Annotated in this window: 23 protein-coding genes; all 23 read right to left on the bottom strand. The window is 42.0% G+C overall.

Features of this window, described 5'->3' with window-relative positions; translation table 11 throughout:
- Positions 1-4 precede the first annotated feature (4 nt).
- The 23 genes from KOL94_RS25580 to sucD all read right to left on the bottom strand — a co-directional run bounded on the left by KOL94_RS25580 (position 5) and on the right by sucD (position 21,353).
- Positions 5-439, bottom strand: coding sequence for a flagellar basal body-associated FliL family protein (locus tag KOL94_RS25580; protein WP_221564317.1), 435 nt, complete (start codon positions 437-439; stop codon positions 5-7).
- Positions 436-654, bottom strand: coding sequence for a flagellar FlbD family protein (locus KOL94_RS04090; RefSeq protein WP_221564313.1), 219 nt, complete (start codon positions 652-654; stop codon positions 436-438). The genes KOL94_RS25580 and KOL94_RS04090 overlap by 4 nt, the downstream gene beginning before the upstream one ends.
- A 41-nt stretch (positions 655-695) precedes the next feature.
- Positions 696-1,499 carry a flagellar basal body rod protein FlgG gene (flgG, locus tag KOL94_RS04085; protein WP_221564310.1) on the bottom strand — a complete coding sequence of 268 codons (804 nt, stop codon included), beginning with the start codon at positions 1,497-1,499 and terminating at the stop codon, positions 696-698.
- 241 nt (positions 1,500-1,740) lie between these two features.
- Positions 1,741-2,112: a TIGR02530 family flagellar biosynthesis protein gene (locus tag KOL94_RS04080; RefSeq protein ID WP_221564308.1), complete on the bottom strand. Its 372-nt coding sequence runs from the start codon at positions 2,110-2,112 to the stop codon at positions 1,741-1,743.
- 23 nt (positions 2,113-2,135) lie between these two features.
- Positions 2,136-2,576, bottom strand: coding sequence for a flagellar hook assembly protein FlgD (gene flgD, locus KOL94_RS04075; protein ID WP_221564306.1), 441 nt, complete (start codon positions 2,574-2,576; stop codon positions 2,136-2,138).
- A 5-nt stretch (positions 2,577-2,581) separates the two neighbouring features.
- Positions 2,582-3,820 (bottom strand): flagellar hook-length control protein FliK, encoded by a 1,239-nt coding sequence (locus tag KOL94_RS04070; protein ID WP_221564304.1) that lies wholly within the window; start codon positions 3,818-3,820, stop codon positions 2,582-2,584.
- A gap of 28 nt (positions 3,821-3,848) precedes the next feature.
- On the bottom strand, positions 3,849-4,406 hold the full coding sequence (locus KOL94_RS04065; RefSeq protein WP_221564301.1) for a MotE family protein: 558 nt from the start codon (positions 4,404-4,406) through the stop codon (positions 3,849-3,851).
- 7 nt (positions 4,407-4,413) lie between these two features.
- Complete coding sequence (gene fliJ / locus KOL94_RS04060) at positions 4,414-4,860, bottom strand: flagellar export protein FliJ (protein WP_221564299.1); 447 nt, start codon at positions 4,858-4,860, stop codon at positions 4,414-4,416.
- A gap of 3 nt (positions 4,861-4,863) precedes the next feature.
- Positions 4,864-6,180, bottom strand: a complete 1,317-nt coding sequence (fliI, locus tag KOL94_RS04055) for a flagellar protein export ATPase FliI (RefSeq protein WP_221564296.1) — start codon at positions 6,178-6,180, stop codon at positions 4,864-4,866.
- Entirely contained in the window at positions 6,170-6,955 is a 786-nt protein-coding gene (fliH, locus tag KOL94_RS04050) for a flagellar assembly protein FliH (protein WP_221564294.1), read from the bottom strand. The genes fliI and fliH overlap by 11 nt, the downstream gene beginning before the upstream one ends.
- Positions 6,948-7,961 (bottom strand): flagellar motor switch protein FliG, encoded by a 1,014-nt coding sequence (fliG, locus tag KOL94_RS04045; RefSeq protein ID WP_221564291.1) that lies wholly within the window; start codon positions 7,959-7,961, stop codon positions 6,948-6,950. The genes fliH and fliG overlap by 8 nt, the downstream gene beginning before the upstream one ends.
- A gap of 11 nt (positions 7,962-7,972) precedes the next feature.
- Positions 7,973-9,553, bottom strand: coding sequence for a flagellar basal-body MS-ring/collar protein FliF (gene fliF, locus KOL94_RS04040; RefSeq protein ID WP_221564287.1), 1,581 nt, complete (start codon positions 9,551-9,553; stop codon positions 7,973-7,975).
- 105 nt (positions 9,554-9,658) lie between these two features.
- Complete coding sequence (fliE, locus tag KOL94_RS04035) at positions 9,659-9,946, bottom strand: flagellar hook-basal body complex protein FliE (RefSeq protein ID WP_221564285.1); 288 nt, start codon at positions 9,944-9,946, stop codon at positions 9,659-9,661.
- Between the two features lie 14 nt (positions 9,947-9,960).
- The gene (gene flgC, locus KOL94_RS04030) at positions 9,961-10,407 is read right to left on the bottom strand and encodes a flagellar basal body rod protein FlgC (protein WP_221564283.1); all 447 of its coding nucleotides are present in this window, start codon (positions 10,405-10,407) and stop codon (positions 9,961-9,963) included.
- Between the two features lie 4 nt (positions 10,408-10,411).
- On the bottom strand, positions 10,412-10,798 hold the full coding sequence (gene flgB / locus KOL94_RS04025) for a flagellar basal body rod protein FlgB (RefSeq protein ID WP_221564281.1): 387 nt from the start codon (positions 10,796-10,798) through the stop codon (positions 10,412-10,414).
- Between the two features lie 1,004 nt (positions 10,799-11,802).
- A complete protein-coding gene (gene codY, locus KOL94_RS04020) occupies positions 11,803-12,582 on the bottom strand; it encodes a GTP-sensing pleiotropic transcriptional regulator CodY (RefSeq protein ID WP_221564278.1) in 780 nt (259 codons plus the stop codon).
- 19 nt (positions 12,583-12,601) lie between these two features.
- A complete protein-coding gene (hslU, locus tag KOL94_RS04015) occupies positions 12,602-13,999 on the bottom strand; it encodes an ATP-dependent protease ATPase subunit HslU (RefSeq protein WP_221564275.1) in 1,398 nt (465 codons plus the stop codon).
- A gap of 19 nt (positions 14,000-14,018) precedes the next feature.
- Positions 14,019-14,561, bottom strand: a complete 543-nt coding sequence (hslV, locus tag KOL94_RS04010) for an ATP-dependent protease subunit HslV (RefSeq protein WP_221564271.1) — start codon at positions 14,559-14,561, stop codon at positions 14,019-14,021.
- 36 nt (positions 14,562-14,597) lie between these two features.
- Positions 14,598-15,485 carry a tyrosine recombinase XerC gene (gene xerC, locus KOL94_RS04005; RefSeq protein ID WP_221564269.1) on the bottom strand — a complete coding sequence of 296 codons (888 nt, stop codon included), beginning with the start codon at positions 15,483-15,485 and terminating at the stop codon, positions 14,598-14,600.
- 96 nt (positions 15,486-15,581) lie between these two features.
- Entirely contained in the window at positions 15,582-16,889 is a 1,308-nt protein-coding gene (trmFO, locus tag KOL94_RS04000) for an FADH(2)-oxidizing methylenetetrahydrofolate--tRNA-(uracil(54)-C(5))-methyltransferase TrmFO (protein WP_221564266.1), read from the bottom strand.
- Positions 16,890-16,900: 11 nt separating this feature from the next.
- Positions 16,901-18,970 (bottom strand): type I DNA topoisomerase, encoded by a 2,070-nt coding sequence (gene topA, locus KOL94_RS03995; protein WP_221564264.1) that lies wholly within the window; start codon positions 18,968-18,970, stop codon positions 16,901-16,903.
- A 75-nt stretch (positions 18,971-19,045) separates the two neighbouring features.
- Complete coding sequence (gene dprA, locus KOL94_RS03990; protein ID WP_260412193.1) at positions 19,046-19,819, bottom strand: DNA-processing protein DprA; 774 nt, start codon at positions 19,817-19,819, stop codon at positions 19,046-19,048.
- A gap of 625 nt (positions 19,820-20,444) precedes the next feature.
- Positions 20,445-21,353 carry a succinate--CoA ligase subunit alpha gene (gene sucD / locus KOL94_RS03985; RefSeq protein ID WP_221564261.1) on the bottom strand — a complete coding sequence of 303 codons (909 nt, stop codon included), beginning with the start codon at positions 21,351-21,353 and terminating at the stop codon, positions 20,445-20,447.
- Positions 21,354-21,359: the final 6 nt, after the last annotated feature.

Raw genomic sequence — 21,359 nt, 5'->3', positions numbered from 1 at the left:
CTTTTTATTGGACAACTTTTTCAGTAGTGAACACTCGGACAACCTTACCGCTATCAAGAAACTCATTGATCGTCTTTTGCAGGCTGGATTCCAGGTTTGCAATACCTTCAGGACCCTGTAGTTCGTCGGATTTCGTTCCAGAAAGCTGATAGATGATCGAATTCTTCACCTGGAACATCCTAGTCTCCAGTTCTTTCTTGGCTTTCGAGTTATCTACTTGGATTCGGAATGCCATCTTCGCAAACCCTGTATCTTCGAGGTTGGTCATGATCTGTTCCGTATCGACGGAAAGATCCTTCAATTCATTGGCTGTTAGTTCATTAGAAGCTTTGACCTCATCTTTAGAGGAAAGATTCATATAAAGCACTACACCCGCTACAGCAACGATGGAAATAGCTGTAATCATGACCAGCATGGTTTTGACGAGGTTGTTTTTCACGCCCAATCATCCTCCTTTTGCTTGGGCAATCCTAGTATCGAGATTTCCTTATAAAACTTGTTAACTGCTTCCTGAACTTCATAAATCCCTTCTTTCACCACAAATTTCCTGCCATTGGTAAGGGTGATCGTCGTATCGGGAAATGCTTGTACCTGTTCGATATAAATGGCATTCAATGTAAAGGTTTGTCCATTCAATTTGGTGAGTTGGATCATGTTAAGTGGGGCTAGTCAGTGCCAGCCCCTTTCACCTCACTTTATCTCTTTAAATTGACGAGCTCTTGAAGGATTTCATCTGATGTCGTGATGATACGTGTATTCGCCTGGAAACCACGCTGTGCCACGATCATTTCGGTAAACTCTTCAGAAAGATCCACGTTTGACATTTCTAAGGCTCCGGCTACGATTTCACCAGCTCCATCTTCACCTGGAGTTCCTAGGGCATTTACATCAACTTCACCAGAGTTGGTAGTTTGTTGGTAAAGGTTGGATCCCACCTTTTCAAGTCCTCCGTTATTAGCGAATTTCGCTATTCCTATTTGTCCAGCTTCAGTTACTTCACCACTAGTAGCATCAATATAATTAACCGTCCCATCATTACCGATACTGAAGCTTTCTGCATCTACAGGAATGTTAATTGGCTGACCAGTTGTGTCTAACAATTTCAATCCATCAGAGTTGACTAAGTCCCCCTTTTGATCTAAATAAAAGTTTCCTGCACGGGTATAGAAACTGTTAGTCTCATCTCCAACAACGAAAAATCCATCTCCAGATAATGCAAGGTCAAGAGGGCGCCCTGTCGTCTGCAAGCTTCCTTGTGTATGGATCGTATCGATGGTTGATAGCTGTGAACCAAGCCCTACCTGTTTCGGGTTGACTCCACCTCGGTTGGCATTCGGAGCACTCGCTCCTGAAATTTGCTGTGACACAAGATCCTTGAATGTCGTTCTCCCTTTTTTGAATCCGTATGTATTCACGTTTGCGATATTGTTCCCCAACACATCTAACTTGGATTGGAAGTTTTTCATTCCACTGATTCCGGAGTACATTGAACGTAACATCTTTTAAAATCCCCTCTCATTTTTAGGTGTGCTGCCTCAGTCAGTCAGCAGCATCAGAGCTTCCTATCGGTCCAGCTCTAAGTAGTAATAAGATAAAGTTAAATTTGAGGATTATCAGAACCAAGAATTTCGAGGCACGGCACTCACGAAGAACGGATTATAGTTTGACCTACATAAGATCTGAGTGACAACGTAACAAAGAAATTCGCCGGTAATGGTAACCGGAATAATTTAACTCTCCTTAATTCAAGACAATCGCTCCATTAATATTTGTAAAAATATGATCCGCAGCTTCTTCTCTATTCATCGCGGTTATGACGGTATTATTCGTCGTATTGACGACAAGTGCCGCATCTCCAACCAATATGAGCGAATCCTTGATCCCTTTATGTTTCGCTTCAGTTATCTTCTCGTTGATTCGTTCCCAGGTAGGTTGTTCGATCTTGATGTTCCGCTCTGCTAATCTAGCATTCGCATGCTTGGATACTTTCAAATCTTGTACCTGGCTTTGAAGAAGTTGTTGGAAATTGGTCCTTGTCTGTACCGTCTTATTGATCACTTTGTTCCTTGGTGGTATCGACGAAGTGATCGGTGGTTGATAAACTCGTTGCATTTGATCACCTCTTTTCTTTTTTCTTACGCTGATAATGCGATGATCTGACTTGGTGATACTTTCGTTCCATCTGTCAATTCGATTTTGGTTTCGCCTTTATCGAAATGGACCTTTGCAACCTCACCTGTCAAAGTCGTTTCTACCGGTTGGCCATCTTCTTTGGACTTACCGATCCAGGTGATTTCCTTGCCGATCAATTGACTGTATTGCAGGAGCTGACCATTATTCTGATGTGACACCCAGTTCTGTAACGTATCATTCATATTGACCATCTGTTCAAGGCTTGAGAATGAGGCCATTTGGCTGATGAATTCACGATCCTCCATCGGATTTAAAGGATCCTGGTTAGCTAACTGTGCGATCAGGATTTTCAGAAAATCATCTTTGCCGAGATTCGTATTGCCTGTCTGCCTCAACTGAGCGCGATCCGGGAGCATTAAGCTTTGGTCGATTTTAGCTTCCATCGATATTACACCTCCTCATCGATCCCTATTTCCTTCAATAGTTGCTCGAAAGAATCTTGATTTTCTTCTTCGTTTTTATGCTCTTGTTCTTGTTTCTGTTCTCCACTTGAAGATTGTTGGTTCTCGTGTTCTTGATCATCACTCATCCAATCAGTCGTATGGCTGCTGATTTCAATCTTATCAATGTTGATATTCTGCCCCTGTAATGAATGTCGTAATTGATGCAGGTTCGTTTCAATCAATTCCTTCGCCTGTACAGTTGAAGCGATGATTTTTGCTGCGATCTCTCCATTTCTTTGGACGATCTGGATATCGAGTGATCCAAGATTCTCAGGAAAGAGTTTAATGCTGAGCTGTGTACTGCCATTCGGAAGAGTCATGATCCTACCACGATTCAATATCTTTGCAAGTTCATTCCCGAACTGGGTAGATGGTGTATGCTCTTGCGGTGCATGCAGTATGAATTGTTCAACTTTACTCATGCTCGTCGGACTTGTTACACTAAAAAGCCCTGATGTAGTGACTGCTTCAGACTTCTGATGTTGAATTCCGGTCTCCTGACTCCCTGTATTCCCAGTTGGTGCTGCGGGCTGATTTTTCATTTGAAAAAACATCGGCTGATTGAAATTCTTGGTAGTTATTTTCTGATCATTCGTTGGCACTGTTGTATTTCCAGTGCTTTGTTGTGCCGCTTTCCCTTGCAGATCCATCAGCATCTGTTTCAAACTGTGTTGCTGAGGTAAAGCGTGTACAGCATCATTTTTCATCAAGAACTTTAAGAACTCTTGCAATCGTCCTTCCGCTTTCATGTTTCCTTTTAAAAGGTGAGGATCGATCTGCTGCAGAAGTTCAAACACGGGCTTGTCCATCCCGCTTTGTTTCACATCTTTGATAACCTTTTGGTCATTTCCATACTGTGATGGCTCAAGAATAGGCATCGGCTTCATCAGGTTCTTCAGCAAAGGCTGAGGGATTTGTTGTATATCGGATATCTCAGTTTGTAATTGCCCAATCAGTTCTTCAAGGCTCAAATCTGTTCCATTCAGATCATTCAACTCATCACGGAATTTTTCTAGCAGATTCAGCAATTGCTCACTCGTCATTTCTTCCTGTTGTGCATTCAATCCGAGCGCTTCAGCAACAACATTACCGAAGGCTCCTTCTCCGACTTTCGTGTTTGTTTGTGCTGTTTTCGAACCAGAGAACATTTGTGTGTTCATTAACATGTTTGCTACGACTGTCATCTTTTCACCTCCTTTCAATAGATGAACATCAATTTGTTAATAGCTTAGTCAATTCCGCCGCCTTTTCAGGATTCATCTCAGCTAACACGTTCGCTTGGGTATCCGAATCAAGGCTTGCGATGATTCTCGCAGCTTCACTCTGTTCCATGCTTTCGAAGATTTTAGCAGCGTTCCCAGGCGCCATCATTGTATAAATATCTGATATTTTTGCCATCGATTCATTTTTTTGAGTTTGGTCTTCTTCTTTCTTTTGCAATTGATCTTTCAAAAGAGCAATATCAGATTGATGCTCTTTGATCTCATCGTCTTTTTCCAGCACTGCTTTTTCTGCATCTTCAATTTGTTTCTGCAGCGTTTTGATTTGACTTTCCATTGATATGAGCAATTCCTCGTTAGACTCTCCTGCATCCTTTTCAATTTCAACCCAATTCGAAACTACTGGTACATTTGCTGCGTAGTTCTTTCCTTTCTCGATCAAGTTCACACCCATCAAAGAAAAAATGATGACCGATAATGAAGCTGCGAAAAGTAATGGGATTACCACCACAAGCAGGAACCATAAAACCTTATTCGATTTCTTCTCCAAAAGTGCCTCACCCGATTTCGTTTGAAGTATGTCTCAATACAGTAAGCTCATCTGTTACTTTCATTTCATCGATCTTACTTTTGTATTGATATCTACTAAATTGTCTTTCTTTCAACTTTTCATATTTTTTCACATCAATCGTCTCAGACATGAGTCTGTCGTGCGCCATCTGCATATTCTCCCTGGCATGCTGCAACCTTTGCTGTAACGATTGTACATGGTAGTCCAGTTGATCGATGTACTGATTGTAATGTTGCAAAGTAACAATCTTATCCCCATCGATCATCCGCTGAGACTGCTGAGACTGGAGTGATTCCTTCTTTTTTAGGACTTCATATAACTCGTAGCCTATTTCCTCGAATCGTTCTTGTTTTTCTATGTATTCCTTTTGGGTCTTGTCCTTTACTTGTTGCTTATAATCAAGGACTTGTTCCATCCTGAATTGATATCCCATCGTCTACCTCTCCTCCTGGAAAAGTCTTAAAAGCTCTTCAATTGATTGGGAAGCATTTACATCATCATTGGTTTTTTGGCGAAGGAACTCCATGATTTTAGGATAGTAGTGAATGGCATCATCTATTTTTTTCGAACTCCCTTTTTTATAAGCACCGATTGAAATCAGATCCTCCGACTCTGCATAAGAAGCAAGGAATTCCCTGGCTTTTGCTGCTGCCTTTATATGTTCAGGATCAACTATATTGTTCATGATCCTGCTTACACTCTTCAAAACGTTTATAGATGGGAAGTGCCCCTTGTTTGCAAGATCACGATCCAAGACAATATGCCCGTCCAGTATCCCTCTGACAGCATCAGCAATTGGTTCATTCATATCATCCCCATCGACCAACACGGTATAGAATGCGGTGATACTGCCATCCACATAGGTTCCTGACCTTTCCAAAAGCTTAGGCAATAAAGCAAAAACTGAAGGTGTATACCCTTTGGTTGCAGGAGGCTCACCAACTGCCAATCCTACCTCGCGTTGTGCCATCGCAACCCGCGTGACAGAATCCATCATCAACATGACGTTCTTCCCTTGATCCCGGAAGTATTCAGCCAATGTTGTCGCAGTAAGTGCACCTTTTATTCTAAGCAGCGCCGGTTGGTCTGAAGTCGCTGCGACAACAATCGTTTTACGCAGCCCTTCTTCACCAAGTTCGTGTTCTACGAATTCTCGAACTTCGCGGCCACGTTCACCTATGAGGGCGATGATGTTTATATCCGCACTTGATTGTCGTGCAATCATCCCCATCAAAGTACTTTTTCCTACCCCACTTCCTGCAAAAATTCCAATTCTTTGGCCATTTCCAACCGTCAAGAAACTATCTATGGCTTTTACGCCGCAACTAATATTTTCAGTAATCCTGGGCCTTTTCATCGGATTAGGGGGTGTGGCATCCGTCAAACAAGAAGATAAGCCATGAGGCAGTTCCTCGCCATCCAACGGTCTTCCCAGCCCATCCAACACTTTACCGATCAAGGCTTTCCCTGATTTGATCTGGAGTGGTTTACCTGTCGCTTCTACTAAACTTCCAGGGGAAATTTCCTGGATCGAGGTAAAAGGCATGAGAAGGACATGTTCTTCTCGGAAACCGACCACTTCAGCTGGAATCGTTTTGTTGATCGTATCGCCTGTGTGGATATAGCACACATCCCCGATCGATGTTTTCGGGCCTTTAGATTCGATCATGATTCCGATGACCCGATTCACTTTACCGAAGCGTTTGAATGGATCGATCTTTTGAACAGCAGTCAACATCGGTTCAATGTCCATGTTCCTCACCCACGAATTCCAATAGTTTTGTCTTGATTTCTTCCAGCTGGCTGTCGACAGAAGCATCAATACGGCCGTATTTCGTCTCAATCAGACAGGTGTGGTCTTTGATGGACACTTCAGGATAAACTACAATCTCAGCATTTAATTGCACCGTAAGTTCTTTCGTAAAAGTCGATGTCAACTCATAATACTTTGGAGATACAAACAGTTTGATATCCTCTTCCCCTTTCACCTGTTTCAAAGATTCTTGGATAAATCCTGTCCAGTTTTCATCAGATTCAAGCTTATCAGCAAGGATCTTACCCGCGATTTCTACACTCAATCGTAGAATTTCAGGCTCGGATTCGATGATTTTATTCCGATAATCGGATTGTGCCGCAAATAGGATCTTGTTCGCTTCATTTAACTTGGTTTTATAATCTTCTTCTGCTTGAGCGAGCCCTTTTTGATATCCGTCTTCAAAACCTTCTGAAGTGGCTTGACCTCGTGCCTCCTCTATTTGTCTATCGATTGTTGCTTCTTTTTCTCCCAACTCTTTTTCTTTGGCGGCAGCTTCTGCTTCAGCACGCTTCAAGAGCTCTGCTGCTTGCTCTTCAGCTCTTGCGATGATCGCCTGGGCTTTTTGTTCTGATTTCCAGCATACCACCGATTCTGTTATGTCTTCGGTGTCCTGGAAAGACTCTACTGGACTGAATGTGTTCAATCGTTTGATTTCGATCGGTTCACCGTCAGTCTTATTGGAAAGAGGTGAAAACTTTATAACTCTAGACAATGATATCGTCTCCTCCACCACGAGCGATCACAACTTCTCCAGCTTCTTCAAGTCTGCGAATGATCGAAACAATACGGGATTGCGCTTCTTCTACATCACGAAGCCGAACAGGTCCCATATATTCCATCTCTTCCTTGAAATTATCCACCATCCGTTTGGACATATTTTGATATACGATCTCTTTGACTTCTTCACTTGCTGCTTTTAATGATAGTAATAGATCCTCATTCGGTATTTCACGGATGACTCTTTGAATCGATCGGTTATCCAACGTTACGATATCTTCAAACACAAACATTCTCTTCTTGATTTCCTCCGCTAATTCAGGATCCTGTACCTCTAAAGCATCAAGGATCGTTCGTTCTGTACTTCTGTCGACCCCATTCAAGACTTCCACGACAGCCTCGATTCCTCCGGCCTGAGTAAAGTCTTGTGTAACCGTCGTGGAAAGCTTCTGTTCAAGAATCTGCTCAACCTCAGTTATGACTTCTGGGGATGTGCGATCCATCAAAGCGATCCGCTTCGCAACGTCTGCCTGCACTTCTTGAGGCAGTTCCGATAAAATTTGGGCTGATTGTGCCGATTCCAGATAAGAAAGGATCAGCGCAATCGTCTGCGGGTGTTCATTCTGGATGAAATTCAAGATCTGCCCCGGATCCGCTTTCCTTGCAAAATCAAAGGGTCTGACTTGCAAAGTTGATGTCAAGCGGTTGATGATGTTTGACGCTTCACTTGCCCCTAAAGCTTTTTCGAGTACTGTTTTTGCATATCCGATACCACCCTGAGTGATATATTCCTGTGCAAGCGCAATTTGATGGAATTCATCTATGATGTCCTCTTTAATCGAGGATTCAACTTTTCTTACATTCGAGATTTCCAATGTCAAGCGTTCGATCTCTTCTTCACTTAGATGCTTATAGACTTGTGCTGAAACATCCGGCCCCAGTGAAATCAACAGAACAGCTGCCTTTTCTCTGCCGGAAAGTTTTTGTAGTCCTCTAGCCACTGGTACCACCCCTATTCATCCGACAACCAAGAACGAAGCAATTTTGCGAATTCATCCGGCTTGTCTTTTGCTAGTCGTTCTAGTTGTTGTTTACGAGTTGTTTCTTCTGTTTGCTGAGGTTTCAACTCAGGAACTTCCTCAACCTGATAGTCGACACCGCTAAATTCCTCTTCTTCTACTACTTCTTTTCTATTCCTCAACAATAAGAAGAGTAGAATGATGATGGAGATCAGTAACACACCTCCGACAATATAAATCCATAGTGGAAGCTTATTTTCCACAGGCGGCATTTCAACTTTCCCTTTAAGCGGCTGAGCAGAAACAATGATTTTCTGACCGATTTGTTCTTCAGTAATTTCATTTGTCTGATCTTTTGAGATGGTCGTTCGCACTACACTGCTCAACACTTGTTCGATATCATCGATCCGATCCGCCGGCAATGAATTTGGATTTTCCGGATCCGGTGGCTCTACCATTACCTGGATTCCGATATCCCTGATTGTAAATGGTGCTTCTTCAACCTCTTTATGTATACGGTTCACTTCATTGTTGATTCTTTCTTCTACACGTTGATAATCACCTGACTGTCCATCTTCTCCTTGATAAGAAGGGACGTCTGTGTCTCCTGTCCCGGCTACACCGCCTGGTGGCGTTCCATTGCCCGTATAGGTTTCACGGATCCTTTCGACACTCATCTGAATGCCTTCCATTTTTTCCGGATCGACAGGCTCCACAAGTTCTTCTTGGCGTTTTTCTTTTGTGAAATCGATGTCAGTAGTGACTGAAACCACCACTTTATCAGGCCCCATCATCGTGCCTAACATACGTTGTAGGTTTCGTTGCAAATCTTTTTCAACGTCATCCTTGATCGCTTTTTGCTGCTCATAAGCAGAAAGTGTAGTAGATTCCTTCTCTGTGTCCTTCAAATCAAAATAATTAAAGAATTGATCCATAATGACGATATTATCTATAGGTAAGGACGGTACACTTTTTGAAACAAGGTTGTACAAAGAGTTGATTTGCTGCTGTTTCAGTGTGTATCCAGGCTCTAAATCCAAAACTACAGATGCAGAAGCCGTCTGTTCTGCATCAGTCACCCATACATTTTCTTTAGGCAGATTGATCATCACCTTCGAATTCTGAACCCCATCAATACTACCAATCAGATTTTGCAGTTCTGTTTGCATGGCAGCTCGTTCAACAACACCGAATTCCTTATCTGTCATGCCGAATCCATTGTTTTCCACAAAATATTTATAATCAATGGTCCCACTTTCCGGCAGACCTTCTGAAGCAAGATCCACCTTCAGCGCATCTACCCTATCTTCTGGCACATTGATCGCTGTTCCGTTATTTGCAATTTCATAACTGATCCCTTTGGCATCAAGACTGCTTTTTATCTGCCCAGTTTCTTCTGGGGAGAGTCCGGAATATAAGGGAACATAATTCTTATGAGAAACGATGATGGTCAACAGTATGATTAAGGTAAACAAACCGATAAAAGAACCTATGATCAACGTTTTCTGTTTCTTCGTACGTTCTTGCCAATATTGCTGCATTTGATTTTTATATGACGAGATCTTTTCGTTCATTTTATCCCCCGGTCGTCATTCGCAAAAAAATTTATTTTCAATGGTCATAAAACTTACCAGACCCTCGAAAACTATGTGCGTAAATGTAATTGCTATAGAATGCTATCAAACCTGCATTCTCATGATTTCCTGATAAGCTTCAATCGCTTTGTTCCGTACTTCCACAGCTGTATTCAAAGTGATGCTTGCCTTTTCAGCAGTGATCATCACATTATGTAAGTTATCAGTCTTACCTGAAATGAGCTTTTCTGTCTCGATATCAGATTTGATTTGAGCTTCATTGACTTTATGTAGTAAATCCTTGAATGATACAGCCAGCTGATTACGTGCTTGACTAGGTGTGGATTTTTCAACAGCTGGTAATGAAGTGACATTCAATTGTACTGGTTGCAATCACAACACTCCCTTTATCTTCCGATTTCCAGTGCTTTCATATACATCCCTTTGGCTGCGTTCATTACAGTCACATTCGCTTCATAAGACCGCGTAGCACTCATCAAATCCACCATCTCTTTAAGAGGATCGACATTCGGCATGCGAACATATCCTTGATCATCTGCATCTGGATGCTCTGGTTGATATGCCAATTTAAATGGTTGTTCATCTTCCACAATCGAACTTGCTTTGACACCTTTCAACTGATCACCCGTATGTACTTTCGATAAAATTGAATTGAATTCTGTCCCTCCTGGCTTAAGCACGACCATTTTTCTTCGGTAAGGCTGCCACTCTCCATTCACCATCTCTGACCGAGTCGTTTCTGCGTTAGCCATATTCGATGAGGCAACATCCATTCTAAGCCTTTGAGCCGTTAATGCGGAACCCGAAATATTCATTGAGTTGAATAATCCCATTTATCTATCTTCCCCCTTTGATCACCGTGTTCATTGAACTGAATTTACCATTCATACGCTGGATCAGCGCTTGATAATACAATTGATTTTCTGCTAGTTTCGTCATTTCCTTATCAACATCAACATTGTTTCCATTATGGGAATACGATGTGTCTGCATTGGTTTTAGTAAAGAAGGATGAGTTAACTGAAGCTTCTGTAGAGAAAGGAATATGCTTCTGGTCCGTCCGATAGGCTTGTAAGGAGCGGTATAATGTATCCCTGAATTCCACTGATTTAGCTTTATAGTTCGGGGTATCAGCATTTGAAATATTATTCGCAATCGCCTCATGATTTGCTGTACGATAATTCAATGCCTGTTCAAGATGTCGAATTGTACTTGAATTTAGCATATCTACCCTCCTTATAGTAAAATTTCCTCAATATCCAACAATTTCTAAATTGCTTTCAGGTGTATTTTATAGTTAATACCATCTACTGTCTATGTATTTTGCGATATTTCGATTTTTTTCGATATAAAGGACTAATATTTAAATAGTTCTTTAGACTCATATCGTCGTTTTTCGACTTAATTACTACCTTATTTCCGCAAACTTCAGGAAAAACCCTTCTTTTTAATCATAAATATTCGACAAAGTTCGTGGTTAGGTCCCATATTTTCATTCAGCGTATCCTTTCATTATCAAAATGGTCGGTTTATTAAACACCCTTTTCACGTGTAAGTCGGTAGTGTCCTCACAAGAGAGTTTAATTGGTGGGTACTATTTGTTCATACGACAAGTCTTGCACCAAATTTCGGATTGATTGTCCGTATGAAAGCTTCTTAAGACATTCAGCCATGAAATTACACACTAATTATCCGCATGAGTTATTGAAGTAATCAGGGAATGGAGCTTATGTGCCCCCCCTTATGGTCTTTTAGTGTCATATCTTCCCAAATTCTTTTTTAGTACAACAAAAAGACACAGAGAATAGAAGTCCTCATGTTTCCATGTAAGACTCTTTTCAATCTGTGCCCTGTAAAAATAAAAGGCTTCGTTAAATAATTCTGTTGATTTCTAAGTAAGTTTGATTAAAGCGAAATTTACGACACTCCTGCGGGAAAAGCGAGCCAGGCGAGACCCCGCAGCTCTGAACGAGCGAGGAGGCTTGCAGTATTGGGGTAATGCAATGGAAGTGATGTCTAGCACAACGACCAGTCACTTGGATCACTTCAAACTTCTTACGGCGGCGACAGCCTCCTCGTTAGTTTTCCAGTGACCTACGTGACTAAACGGGTCGCTTCCGCTTTTCGTATGCCCGCGGAAAGGGAGTGAATTTCGCATAAATCAACAATAAAGTATAACAAAGCCAGAAAAAAAGAGGGGCTGACACTGAGGTCAGTCCCTCTTCCTCTTTAGATCGCTTTTAATTTAGAAAGCTCATGTAAGAATTTATCATTCAATACCTTGATATACGTACCTTTCATTCCTAGTGAGCGTGATTCGATGACACCCGCACTTTCAAGTTTACGAAGCGCGTTTACAATCACTGAACGTGTTATCCCGACTCTATCAGCAATTTTACTTGCTACAAGCAGTCCCTCGTTTCCATCTAATTCTTCGAAAATATGCTCGATGGCTTCTAATTCACTGTAAGATAATGAACTGATCGCCATTTGCACTACTGCTTTATTACGAGCTTCTTCTTCGATTTCTTCAGATTTTTCACGGAGAATCTCAGTACCTACAACTGTCGCGCCGTATTCAGCCAGGATCAGATCGTCATCCTTGAACGATTCATTCAAACGTGAAAGAATCAAGGTCCCTAGACGTTCCCCTGCACCAACGATCGGCACGATTGTCGTAAGACCTTTACCAAATAGATCTTTGTTTTCAACAGGGAAAGCGGTATAATCACTGTTGATGTCCAAGTTTGAAGATGTTTCTGTAATGTTGAAAAGGTTTTTCGTATATTCTGTAGGGAATTGTCTGTCAACGAGCATCTTCTTCATTCTCTCATTCTCAATTTCCTGTACAAGAGAGAATCCAAGTAATTTCCCGCGTCTGCTGACTACGAAAATATTTGCTTCGATTACATCACATAGAGTACCAGCCATTTCTTTAAAGTTAACTGGCTTACCACCAGACTCTTGTAATAACGCATTGATCTTTCTCGTTTTTTCTAATAAATTCATTTGTAACTCCTCCTAATTGTTATAAGATATACTGACTCAAGTCTCGATTTTTTGCAATGGCTCCTAGTTTTTCATCGACATAATCAGGAGTAATTGTAATCGTCTCAAGATTAATATCCGGGGCTTCAAAAGATAAATCTTCCAATAACCTTTCCAAAATCGTATGAAGCCTTCTAGCTCCAATATTGTCAGTATTTTGATTCACTTCTGTTGCGATTGTCGCAATTCTACGAATAGCATCGTCAGAAAATTCTATGTTTATACCTTCAGTTTGCAAAAGTGCTATATATTGTTTTGTCAACGCATTGTCAGGGTCTACCAGGATTGATACGAAATCATCAATGTTGAGACTGGACAGTTCTACCCGGATCGGAAACCTCCCTTGGAGCTCAGGTATAAGATCTGAAGGCTTTGCAATATGGAACGCGCCTGCTGCTACGAACAACACATGATCTGTCTTGACAGGTCCATACTTCGTAACAACTGTCGATCCTTCTACAATCGGCAATATATCTCTTTGCACCCCTTCACGCGAGACATCTGCTGATTGATTACCCCTACCTGCAATCTTATCTATCTCATCTATAAAGATCATACCCGTTTGTTCGGCTCTTGTAACAGCTTCTTGACCAACTTCGTCCATATCGATCAATTTTTGTGCTTCTTCATGAGTCAGGACCTTTCTTGCTTCCTTTACAGTAAGCTTACGTTTTTTCTTTTTCTTCGGCATCAGATTGCCGAGCATATCCTGCATATTCATCCCCATTTGTTCCATTCCTGAGCCCTGGAACAAATCCATCATATTCTGGTTCTGTTCCTCAACCTCTACGTTGACATAATGATCTTCCAATTCACCAAGCGCCAGTTGATGAGCGATCTGCTTCCTTTTTGAAGCAATCTGGTCTTTTTCCGTATCGGAATTGTCGTTCGGATCTTGTTGTTGTTGATTTCCGAACAACATTTCCAAAGGGTTCTTATAAGAAGTCTGTTCGGGTTTCTTTGAAGGAACCAACAATTCCACTAGCCGTTTATTCGCATTCTGTTCGGCAGGATCTTTAACCGAGGCCATCTTCTCTTCTTTTACAATACGGATTGATGTTTCAACCAGGTCACGGACCATGGATTCGACATCACGGCCGACATAACCGACTTCGGTGAACTTGGTCGCTTCCACTTTTACAAAAGGCGCGCCGACGATCTTAGCCAGTCTTCTAGCGATTTCAGTCTTCCCTACACCAGTTGGACCGATCATCAATATATTTTTCGGTACGACTTCATCTCTTATCGATTCGTCGATCAAACTTCTGCGATACCGGTTTCGGAGTGCAATAGCTACCGCTTTCTTCGCATTTTTCTGACCAACAATAAACTGATCAAGTCGTTCAACAATTTGTCTTGGTGTATAATCCATTTTCATCGTGTCAAACTCCCCCGTTTCAAGTTAATTGTTCAACAATTATCTGGTCATTCGTATAAACGCAGATCTCGGCAGCGATCTCTAATGCGCTTTTCGCGATGTCTGTTGCAGATAAATGTTCACCATGCCTTTTCAGCGCCCTTCCTGCCGACAAAGCATAGTTCCCACCTGATCCGATGGCTAGTATCCCATCATCCGGCTCAATGACTTCACCAGTCCCGGAAACAAGCAATAGTGTTTCTTTATTCATGACGATCAACATCGCTTCCAGTTTTCGAAGCATCTTGTCACCACGCCATTCTTTTGCAAGTTCTACTGCAGATCGTTGCAAATTCCCGTTGAATTCCTCAAGTTTTGCTTCGAATTTTTCGAATAATGTGAAGGCATCAGCGACTGAACCTGCAAATCCAGCTAGAACTTTACCGTCGTATAACTTTCGGACCTTCTTCGCCGTATGTTTCATCACTACGGCATTTCCGAAAGTCACTTGCCCGTCTCCTGCCATTGCACAGCCACCCTTATGATGGACAGCAAAAATGGTGGTAGCATGGAATGTACTCATAATAGACCTCCTCCCATCATTGAATCCTCACCCCGCTTAAGCTCTTGGATGAAAATTACGATACATCTGCTGCAATCTATCTTTAGTAACGTGTGTATAAATTTGAGTGGTAGACATTTGGGAATGACCCAATAGTTCCTGTACTGCTCTCAAATCAGCACCCTCATTCAACAAGTGGGTCGCAAACGTATGACGCAGCATGTGCGGGGTGATGTTCATCGTCAAAGATGTCGCTTCGATCATCTTTTTCAGAACTTTCCTTACACCTCGGTCCGTCAGAGGATCCCCTTTATAATTCACGAAGAGTTTATCATGCTCTTTCGTTTTCATTAATGTCTTCCTGCCAGAATTCAAATAACGGTCCAACGATTCGATTGCATAACTGCCTATCGGGACATATCTTTCCCTGCGCCCTTTTCCCCTTACAAGAATCGTTTCAATCGAAAGATCGATGTCTTTCAGAGTAAGACCACAACATTCACTGACTCGAATTCCCGTTCCGTAAAGAAGTTCGAGCAACGTTTGATTCCTCTGTCCCAAGGCGGTGTTTAAGTCTGAAACTTCAAACAACTCCTCAAGTTCTTCTGCATAAAAGAATTTGGGGAGTCGCTTGTTTTGTCTCGGTAGACTAGCACTTTTAAAAGGATTCTGTTCTAAGCGTTCTTCTCTGATTAAAAACCGATATAAACTTCTTAATGTTGAGACTTTTCTTGCTACAGTTTTTCTGGCGTATTTCTTTTCATGCAATATTGTCAGATAGTGACGGACATGTACATAAGAAACAGCAGCAAATTGGTACATGCCTTGCTGCCTCATGAATTCCACAAAATCGTCGATGTCAACTTGATAATTGATGACGGTATGCTGCGAACAATTTTTTTCAATTTGTAGATATTCGATAAAAAGACGAATGTCTTCTTGCATATCACGATCAACTTCCTATTATTTTCTGAATAGTGGAACAATTAGCATAAAGACCCCTAAATCGTATCACAACTTAGAGGCCTTGACAATATATATTCACACTTTTGTTAAAAAATTCTGAATTGTTCCCAGTGCTCTCTCAGCAATCTTTTCGTACCGTTCCTTCTTATTCTTGATTCTCTTATCAAGCGGAGGAAATAATCCGAAATTTGCATTGATCGGCTGGAAGTTATCCGGGTTGGCAGTCGTAATATATTCTGCCATTCCGCCTAATGCCGTTTCCAGCGGGAAAACAACTGGTTCTTGATCTTGAACAAGACGAGCCGCGTTGATTCCTGCGATCAAACCGGAAGCTGCACTTTCCACATAACCTTCCACACCTGTCATCTGACCGGCGAAGAACAAATCAGCACGGTCTTTATACTGGTATGTCGGTCTAAGTAAATTTGGTGAATTGATAAACGTATTCCGATGCATGACACCATATCGAACGATCTCCGCACTTTCCAAACCCGGGATCGATCTTATGACTTCTTTCTGCGGACCCCATTTCATATGTGTTTGGAAACCTACGATGTTATAGAGTGTTCCAGTCTTGTTGTCCTGTCGTAATTGAACAACTGCATATGGTTGTTTCCCGGTTTTCGGATCTTCTAATCCTACTGGTTTCATTGGTCCGAAAAGCAAGGTCTTCTTTCCCCGCTTTGCCATCACCTCGACTGGCATGCACCCTTCAAAGAAAATTTCTTTCTCGAATTCTTTCAAAGGGACCGTTTCGGCTGAAATAAGCGCATCATAAAAACGATCGAATTCCGCTTCTGTCATCGGACAGTTCAGGTATGCGGCTTCCCCTTTATCATATCGGGATTTCAAATAAACTTTATCACGATCGATGCTATCCACTTCAATAATTGGTGCTGCAGCATCATAGAAATAAAGATACTCTTCACCTGTCAGAGATAATAGCGCTTTTGACAGATCTTCCGAAGTCAATGGACCAGTTGCAATGATCGTAGGTCCTTCGGGAATATCACGGATTTCTTCTCCGAAGACTGTCACATTCGGATGATCTTTCACGCGTTCTGTCACCTTCGCTGCAAATTCATGCCGGTCAACTGCAAGTGCACCACCGGCAGGGACAGAACAGTCATCCGCACTTTGAATGATGACCGAATCCAAATGTCTCATTTCTTCTTTTAGTACCCCTACTGCATTAGTCAAGGCATTTGAACGAAGTGAGTTGCTGCAAACCAACTCTGCAAATTTATCCGTATGGTGTGCAGGTGTCTGTCTTTTCGGTCTCATTTCATATAGATTGACTTTAATTCCGCGTTTTGCTAACTGCCAAGCAGCTTCACTTCCTGCTAGCCCTGCACCTACGACATTAACTGCTTGTAAATTCAATTTCCATCACCCTAATTTTGTTTCTCTTTGTAGTCGCAATTCGTACACTGGATCGTGTTGCTTTTCTTCGTTTTCTTTTCGACGAGTAAACTTTCGCACTTCGGGCAAGGTCGGCTGATCGGTTTATCCCATGAAACGAAATCACAGTTAGGATATCGATCGCAACCATAGAAGATGCGCCTCTTTTTACTCTTTCGCTCAACGACATTTCCTTCATTACATTTTGGACATTTTACACCGATATCCTTGACAATCGGTTTCGTATTTCTACAGTCAGGAAAATTCGAGCAAGCCATGAACTTCCCGTATCGACCCATTTTATAGACCATCTCGCTGCCGCATTTCTCACAATTTTCACCGGCAGGTTCGTCCTGGATCTCTACTTCCTTCATTTCTTCCTCTGCAACCTTCAATTTTTTCTCGAATTCTTTATAAAAGGCAGCAATAATTTTCTTCCACTCTTCTGTACCTTCCTCGATATGGTCGAGACTCGTTTCCATTTCAGCAGTAAACTCGACATCAATGACTTCAGGGAAAAACTCAAGGATCAGCTCCAGTACAATTTCCCCAAGTTCAGTCGGTACGAACTTCCGAGCGTCTAATGCCACATATCCACGACGTTGAATCGTATCGAGAGTCGGTGCGTAAGTAGATGGTCGTCCGATTCCAAGTTCCTCCATCGTTTTGACCAACCTTGCCTCTGAATATCTCGGTGGAGGCTGAGTGAAGTGCTGGCTCGGTTCAATATCTTCGGTTTTGACCGAGTCTCCCTCTTTCAGGTCTGGAAGAATCTTATCTTCATCTTTCTTGTTATCATCGTTACCTTCTACATAAACTTTCATGAATCCAGGGAATTTCACTTTTGAACCGTTTGCACGGAAACGTACTCCGTTATTGTCCAGGTTGACCGCCATCGTATCCATGATCGCTGGTGCCATCTGACTTGCAACGAAACGTTCCCAAATCAATTTATATAAACGATATTGATCCCGGCTCAAATACGGTTTGACTGCTTTCGGATCCCGAAGGGTCGACGTCGGGCGCACCGCTTCGTGGGCATCCTGCGCATTATTGGATTTTTTTCCAGTCGGTCGACTGCTCGTGAATTTCGATCCATATTGTTCTGTAATATAATCGCGTGCTTCATTTTTGGCTACATCAGATACACGAGTGGAATCGGTTCTCATATAGGTGATAAGACCGACAGTCCCTTCTTTCCCAATATCGATTCCTTCGTATAATTGTTGCGCCATCATCATCGTTTTCTTTGCACGAAAATTCAATTTTCTTGCTGCTTCCTGTTGCAATGAAGAAGTTGTAAATGGAGCGGCTGGATTTCTTTTACGCTCTTTCTTCAGGACAGAAGTGACATCAAATGATTCACCTTTGATGTGCTTCAAGACTTCCTTCACTTTTTCTTCATTCGAAAGTTCAACCTTTTCACCATTCAACTCAAAGAAGGACGCTTCGAATTGTTCACCATTTTTATTGAATAACGCTTTGATTTTCCAGTATTCTTCTGGTTTGAAATTCTGTATTTCTTTTTCACGTTCGACAATCAAGCGTAATGCCACGGTTTGGACACGACCAGCACTTAATCCTTTTTTTACTTTCTTCCATAACAAAGGACTGATGTTATATCCGACAAGTCGATCGAGAATCCGTCTCGCTTGTTGGGCATCTACAAGATCCATGTTGATCTTGCGAGGTCTCTTGAACGAGTCTTTGATAGCTTGTTTCGTAATTTCATTGAACACAACTCGACAATCAGATTTATCGTCCATTTCAAGGCTATGGGCCAAATGCCAAGCAATCGCTTCTCCTTCACGATCGGGGTCAGCTGCGAGAAAAATCTTTTTTACTTTCTTTGCAGCGGTCTTCAGGTCTTTCAATACGGGACCTTTCCCTCTGATCGTAATGTATCTAGGTTCAAAATCGTTATTTACATCAACACCCATTTGGCTTTTCGGTAAATCACGTACATGTCCCATGGAAGCTTTTACGATATATTTTTTTCCTAAATATTTTTCAATCGTTTTTGCTTTGGCGGGAGATTCTACTATTACTAAGTAATCAGCCATAATTCTATCTGTCTCCCCCTTTTTTAATTTTAAAATCTTCCCTATTATTGTATATAGTATGTTGGTTTGTCAAACTTAAGATTTAAAGTCAGACAACTCTTCAAAAATATCTTCCGCACTCGCTGCAAGCTTTGCGCCTTGTTGTATCAAGTGATGTGTACCCATTGTACGTGGTTCTAATATCGAACCAGGCACCGCAAAAACTTCTCTTCCTTGTTGAAGTGCTTGATCACCAGTTATCAACGAGCCACTCTTTTCACGAGCCTCTACAATCAATGTTCCCCTTGAAAGCCCGCTTATAATCCTGTTTCTCATCGGAAACTGCCACTTCGCCGGTTTCCGATCAGGTGGGAATTCGGAAATCAAAAGATGTTCCGAGGCGATCCTTTGCGCGTCATCGGCATGTTCCCGCGGATAAATATGATTGAACCCGCTGCCCAAAACAGCAATCGTACGCCCATTTGATGTCATCGTGATACGATGTGCTGAAATATCAATTCCGTACGCCAGTCCACTGACAATGGTCCAGCCTTGTTCAATCATGGGAGTGATTATTTTCTCGAGGCTGCGCAGACCATTTATTGACGCATCTCTTGTACCGACGACACTTAATATTTTTCCTCCATACAAAAGACTCGTATCCCCTTTTACATATAGCACCAGCGGTGGATCGAAAATTTCCTTCAATAAGGAAGGATACTCCGTATCGAATATTGTAATGACTTCGATGTTGCTACCCTTGTATTTCTGGGATTTCTTCAAAAATTTTTCTTGCTCCGTTTTGTCCTTGATTTGGATTAAAGTCGATTCGGAAAGAAGATACTGTGTCTTTAATTGATGATTACTCATTTGAAACACTTTTTCAAGTGTACTGTCTTCCCTAATCATTCTAGACAAAGTTTTAATCCCCAAACCATTGCACTCAGATAAAAATAAAAGGCGTTCTTTCTTTCTACTTAACAATGAATCGATCTCCTCTTTTTATAAACTGGCATGTTTTATTACGATTTTGTATAATGTAATCCACTTGAGGAAAAATCTTCTTCACGATTGGTTCGATATGTATAGGCAATTCACCTTTATTTTCTTGCTCTGATTTTTATGTATAAAAAGTATAGTTGGTTTCTTTAGGCCGCAGGCAATCTGCAAGCCTCCTCACTTGAACAGGATGTGCTGGCTTCGACGTTCACCACAGGACGTGGTTGAATTTAGTCGAAGGTCCTTATTATAGTCGAAGATCCTTTAAAAGATTGCGTGGTCTCGCTTAGCTTGCTTTTCCCGCTGGAGTCTCGCATATTTCCACTGCCAAAAGGTTTCAGCATCATTCTTTACAACATTCCATTAGCAACAAACATTTGTTCTGCGGACGAACTGCCAGCCCGTACAAAAAGAAACAGGAGCCGCTCCCGTTAGTACCAGACATCTCTAATCTGAGATGTCTGAAACCTTTCTTCGGGCCAGCCCCATTGTTGTATTATTTGCTATGTGTTGTGCAAGCTTCCAATAGATTCTGTTCTTTCAATACAGAAATCAACGTTTCTCCCATTACAGATGGTGTTTCTGCAACCTTGATTCCACACGCATTCATGGTTTTGATCTTTTCTTCAGCTGTACCTTTACCGCCTGAAATGATCGCACCTGCATGTCCCATGCGCTTTCCTGGAGGTGCAGTTTGACCTCCGATGAATCCAACAACAGGTTTCGTCATGTTCGCTTTTACCCACTCTGCAGCTTCCTCTTCAGCAGTACCACCGATTTCACCGATCATGATGACTGCATAAGTATCTTCATCCTCATTGAATGCTTTAAGGACGTCGATGAAGTCTGTACCATTGACTGGGTCCCCACCGATACCAACTGCTGTAGATTGGCCGATACCAGCTTGAGACAGCTGATGGACTGCTTCATAAGTCAATGTTCCAGAACGGGAAACAACCCCGACATGTCCTTTCTTATGGATATAGCCAGGCATGATTCCGATTTTGCATTCTTCTGGAGTGATGACACCTGGACAGTTCGGACCAACCAAGCGTGTCTTCTTCCCTTCCATATAACGCTTGACTTTCACCATATCCATTACCGGAATGTGTTCTGTGATACAGATGGCTAGGTCAAGGTCTGCATCTACCGCTTCAAGGATCGCGTCTGCAGCGAATGGTGCAGGCACATAAATGACAGAAGCATTCGCTCCAGTTTCTTTCACTGCATCTTCAACTGTGTTGAATACAGGAACTCCTTCAACTTCTGTACCACCTTTACCAGGCGTCACTCCACCAACGATTTTAGTACCGTATTCAAGCATTTGCTTCGTATGGAAAAGGGCTGTTGAACCTGTGATCCCTTGTACGATTACTTTCGTATCTTTATTAACATAAACGCTCATCGAGTT

It is taken from the genome of Alkalihalobacillus sp. TS-13 (assembly GCF_019720915.1).
Taxonomy (GTDB): Bacteria; Bacillota; Bacilli; order Bacillales; family Fictibacillaceae; genus Pseudalkalibacillus.
This window is presented reverse-complemented; position numbering and strand designations above follow the sequence as displayed.

Excerpts from the sequence above, each read along its gene's own strand:
- KOL94_RS04080 (WP_221564308.1), bottom strand. The coding sequence starts at position 2,112 with ATGCAACGAGTTTATCAACCACCGATCACTTCGTCGATACCACCAAGG.
- flgG (WP_221564310.1), bottom strand. The coding sequence starts at position 1,499 with ATGTTACGTTCAATGTACTCCGGAATCAGTGGAATGAAAAACTTCCAA.
- fliF (WP_221564287.1), bottom strand. The coding sequence starts at position 9,553 with ATGAACGAAAAGATCTCGTCATATAAAAATCAAATGCAGCAATATTGG.
- sucD (WP_221564261.1), bottom strand. The coding sequence starts at position 21,353 with ATGAGCGTTTATGTTAATAAAGATACGAAAGTAATCGTACAAGGGATC.
- flgD (WP_221564306.1), bottom strand. The coding sequence starts at position 2,576 with ATGGAAGCTAAAATCGACCAAAGCTTAATGCTCCCGGATCGCGCTCAG.
- fliJ (WP_221564299.1), bottom strand. The coding sequence starts at position 4,860 with ATGGGATATCAATTCAGGATGGAACAAGTCCTTGATTATAAGCAACAA.
- topA (WP_221564264.1), bottom strand. The coding sequence starts at position 18,970 with ATGGCTGATTACTTAGTAATAGTAGAATCTCCCGCCAAAGCAAAAACG.
- dprA (WP_260412193.1), bottom strand. The coding sequence starts at position 19,819 with ATGAGTAATCATCAATTAAAGACACAGTATCTTCTTTCCGAATCGACT.
- hslV (WP_221564271.1), bottom strand. The coding sequence starts at position 14,561 with ATGAGTACATTCCATGCTACCACCATTTTTGCTGTCCATCATAAGGGT.
- hslU (WP_221564275.1), bottom strand. The coding sequence starts at position 13,999 with ATGAAAATGGATTATACACCAAGACAAATTGTTGAACGACTTGATCAG.
- codY (WP_221564278.1), bottom strand. The coding sequence starts at position 12,582 with ATGAATTTATTAGAAAAAACGAGAAAGATCAATGCGTTATTACAAGAG.
- xerC (WP_221564269.1), bottom strand. The coding sequence starts at position 15,485 with ATGCAAGAAGACATTCGTCTTTTTATCGAATATCTACAAATTGAAAAA.
- flgC (WP_221564283.1), bottom strand. The coding sequence starts at position 10,407 with ATGGGATTATTCAACTCAATGAATATTTCGGGTTCCGCATTAACGGCT.
- KOL94_RS04090 (WP_221564313.1), bottom strand. The coding sequence starts at position 654 with ATGATCCAACTCACCAAATTGAATGGACAAACCTTTACATTGAATGCC.
- fliI (WP_221564296.1), bottom strand. The coding sequence starts at position 6,180 with ATGGACATTGAACCGATGTTGACTGCTGTTCAAAAGATCGATCCATTC.
- KOL94_RS04070 (WP_221564304.1), bottom strand. The coding sequence starts at position 3,820 with ATGACAGTCGTAGCAAACATGTTAATGAACACACAAATGTTCTCTGGT.
- flgB (WP_221564281.1), bottom strand. The coding sequence starts at position 10,798 with ATGCTAAATTCAAGTACAATTCGACATCTTGAACAGGCATTGAATTAT.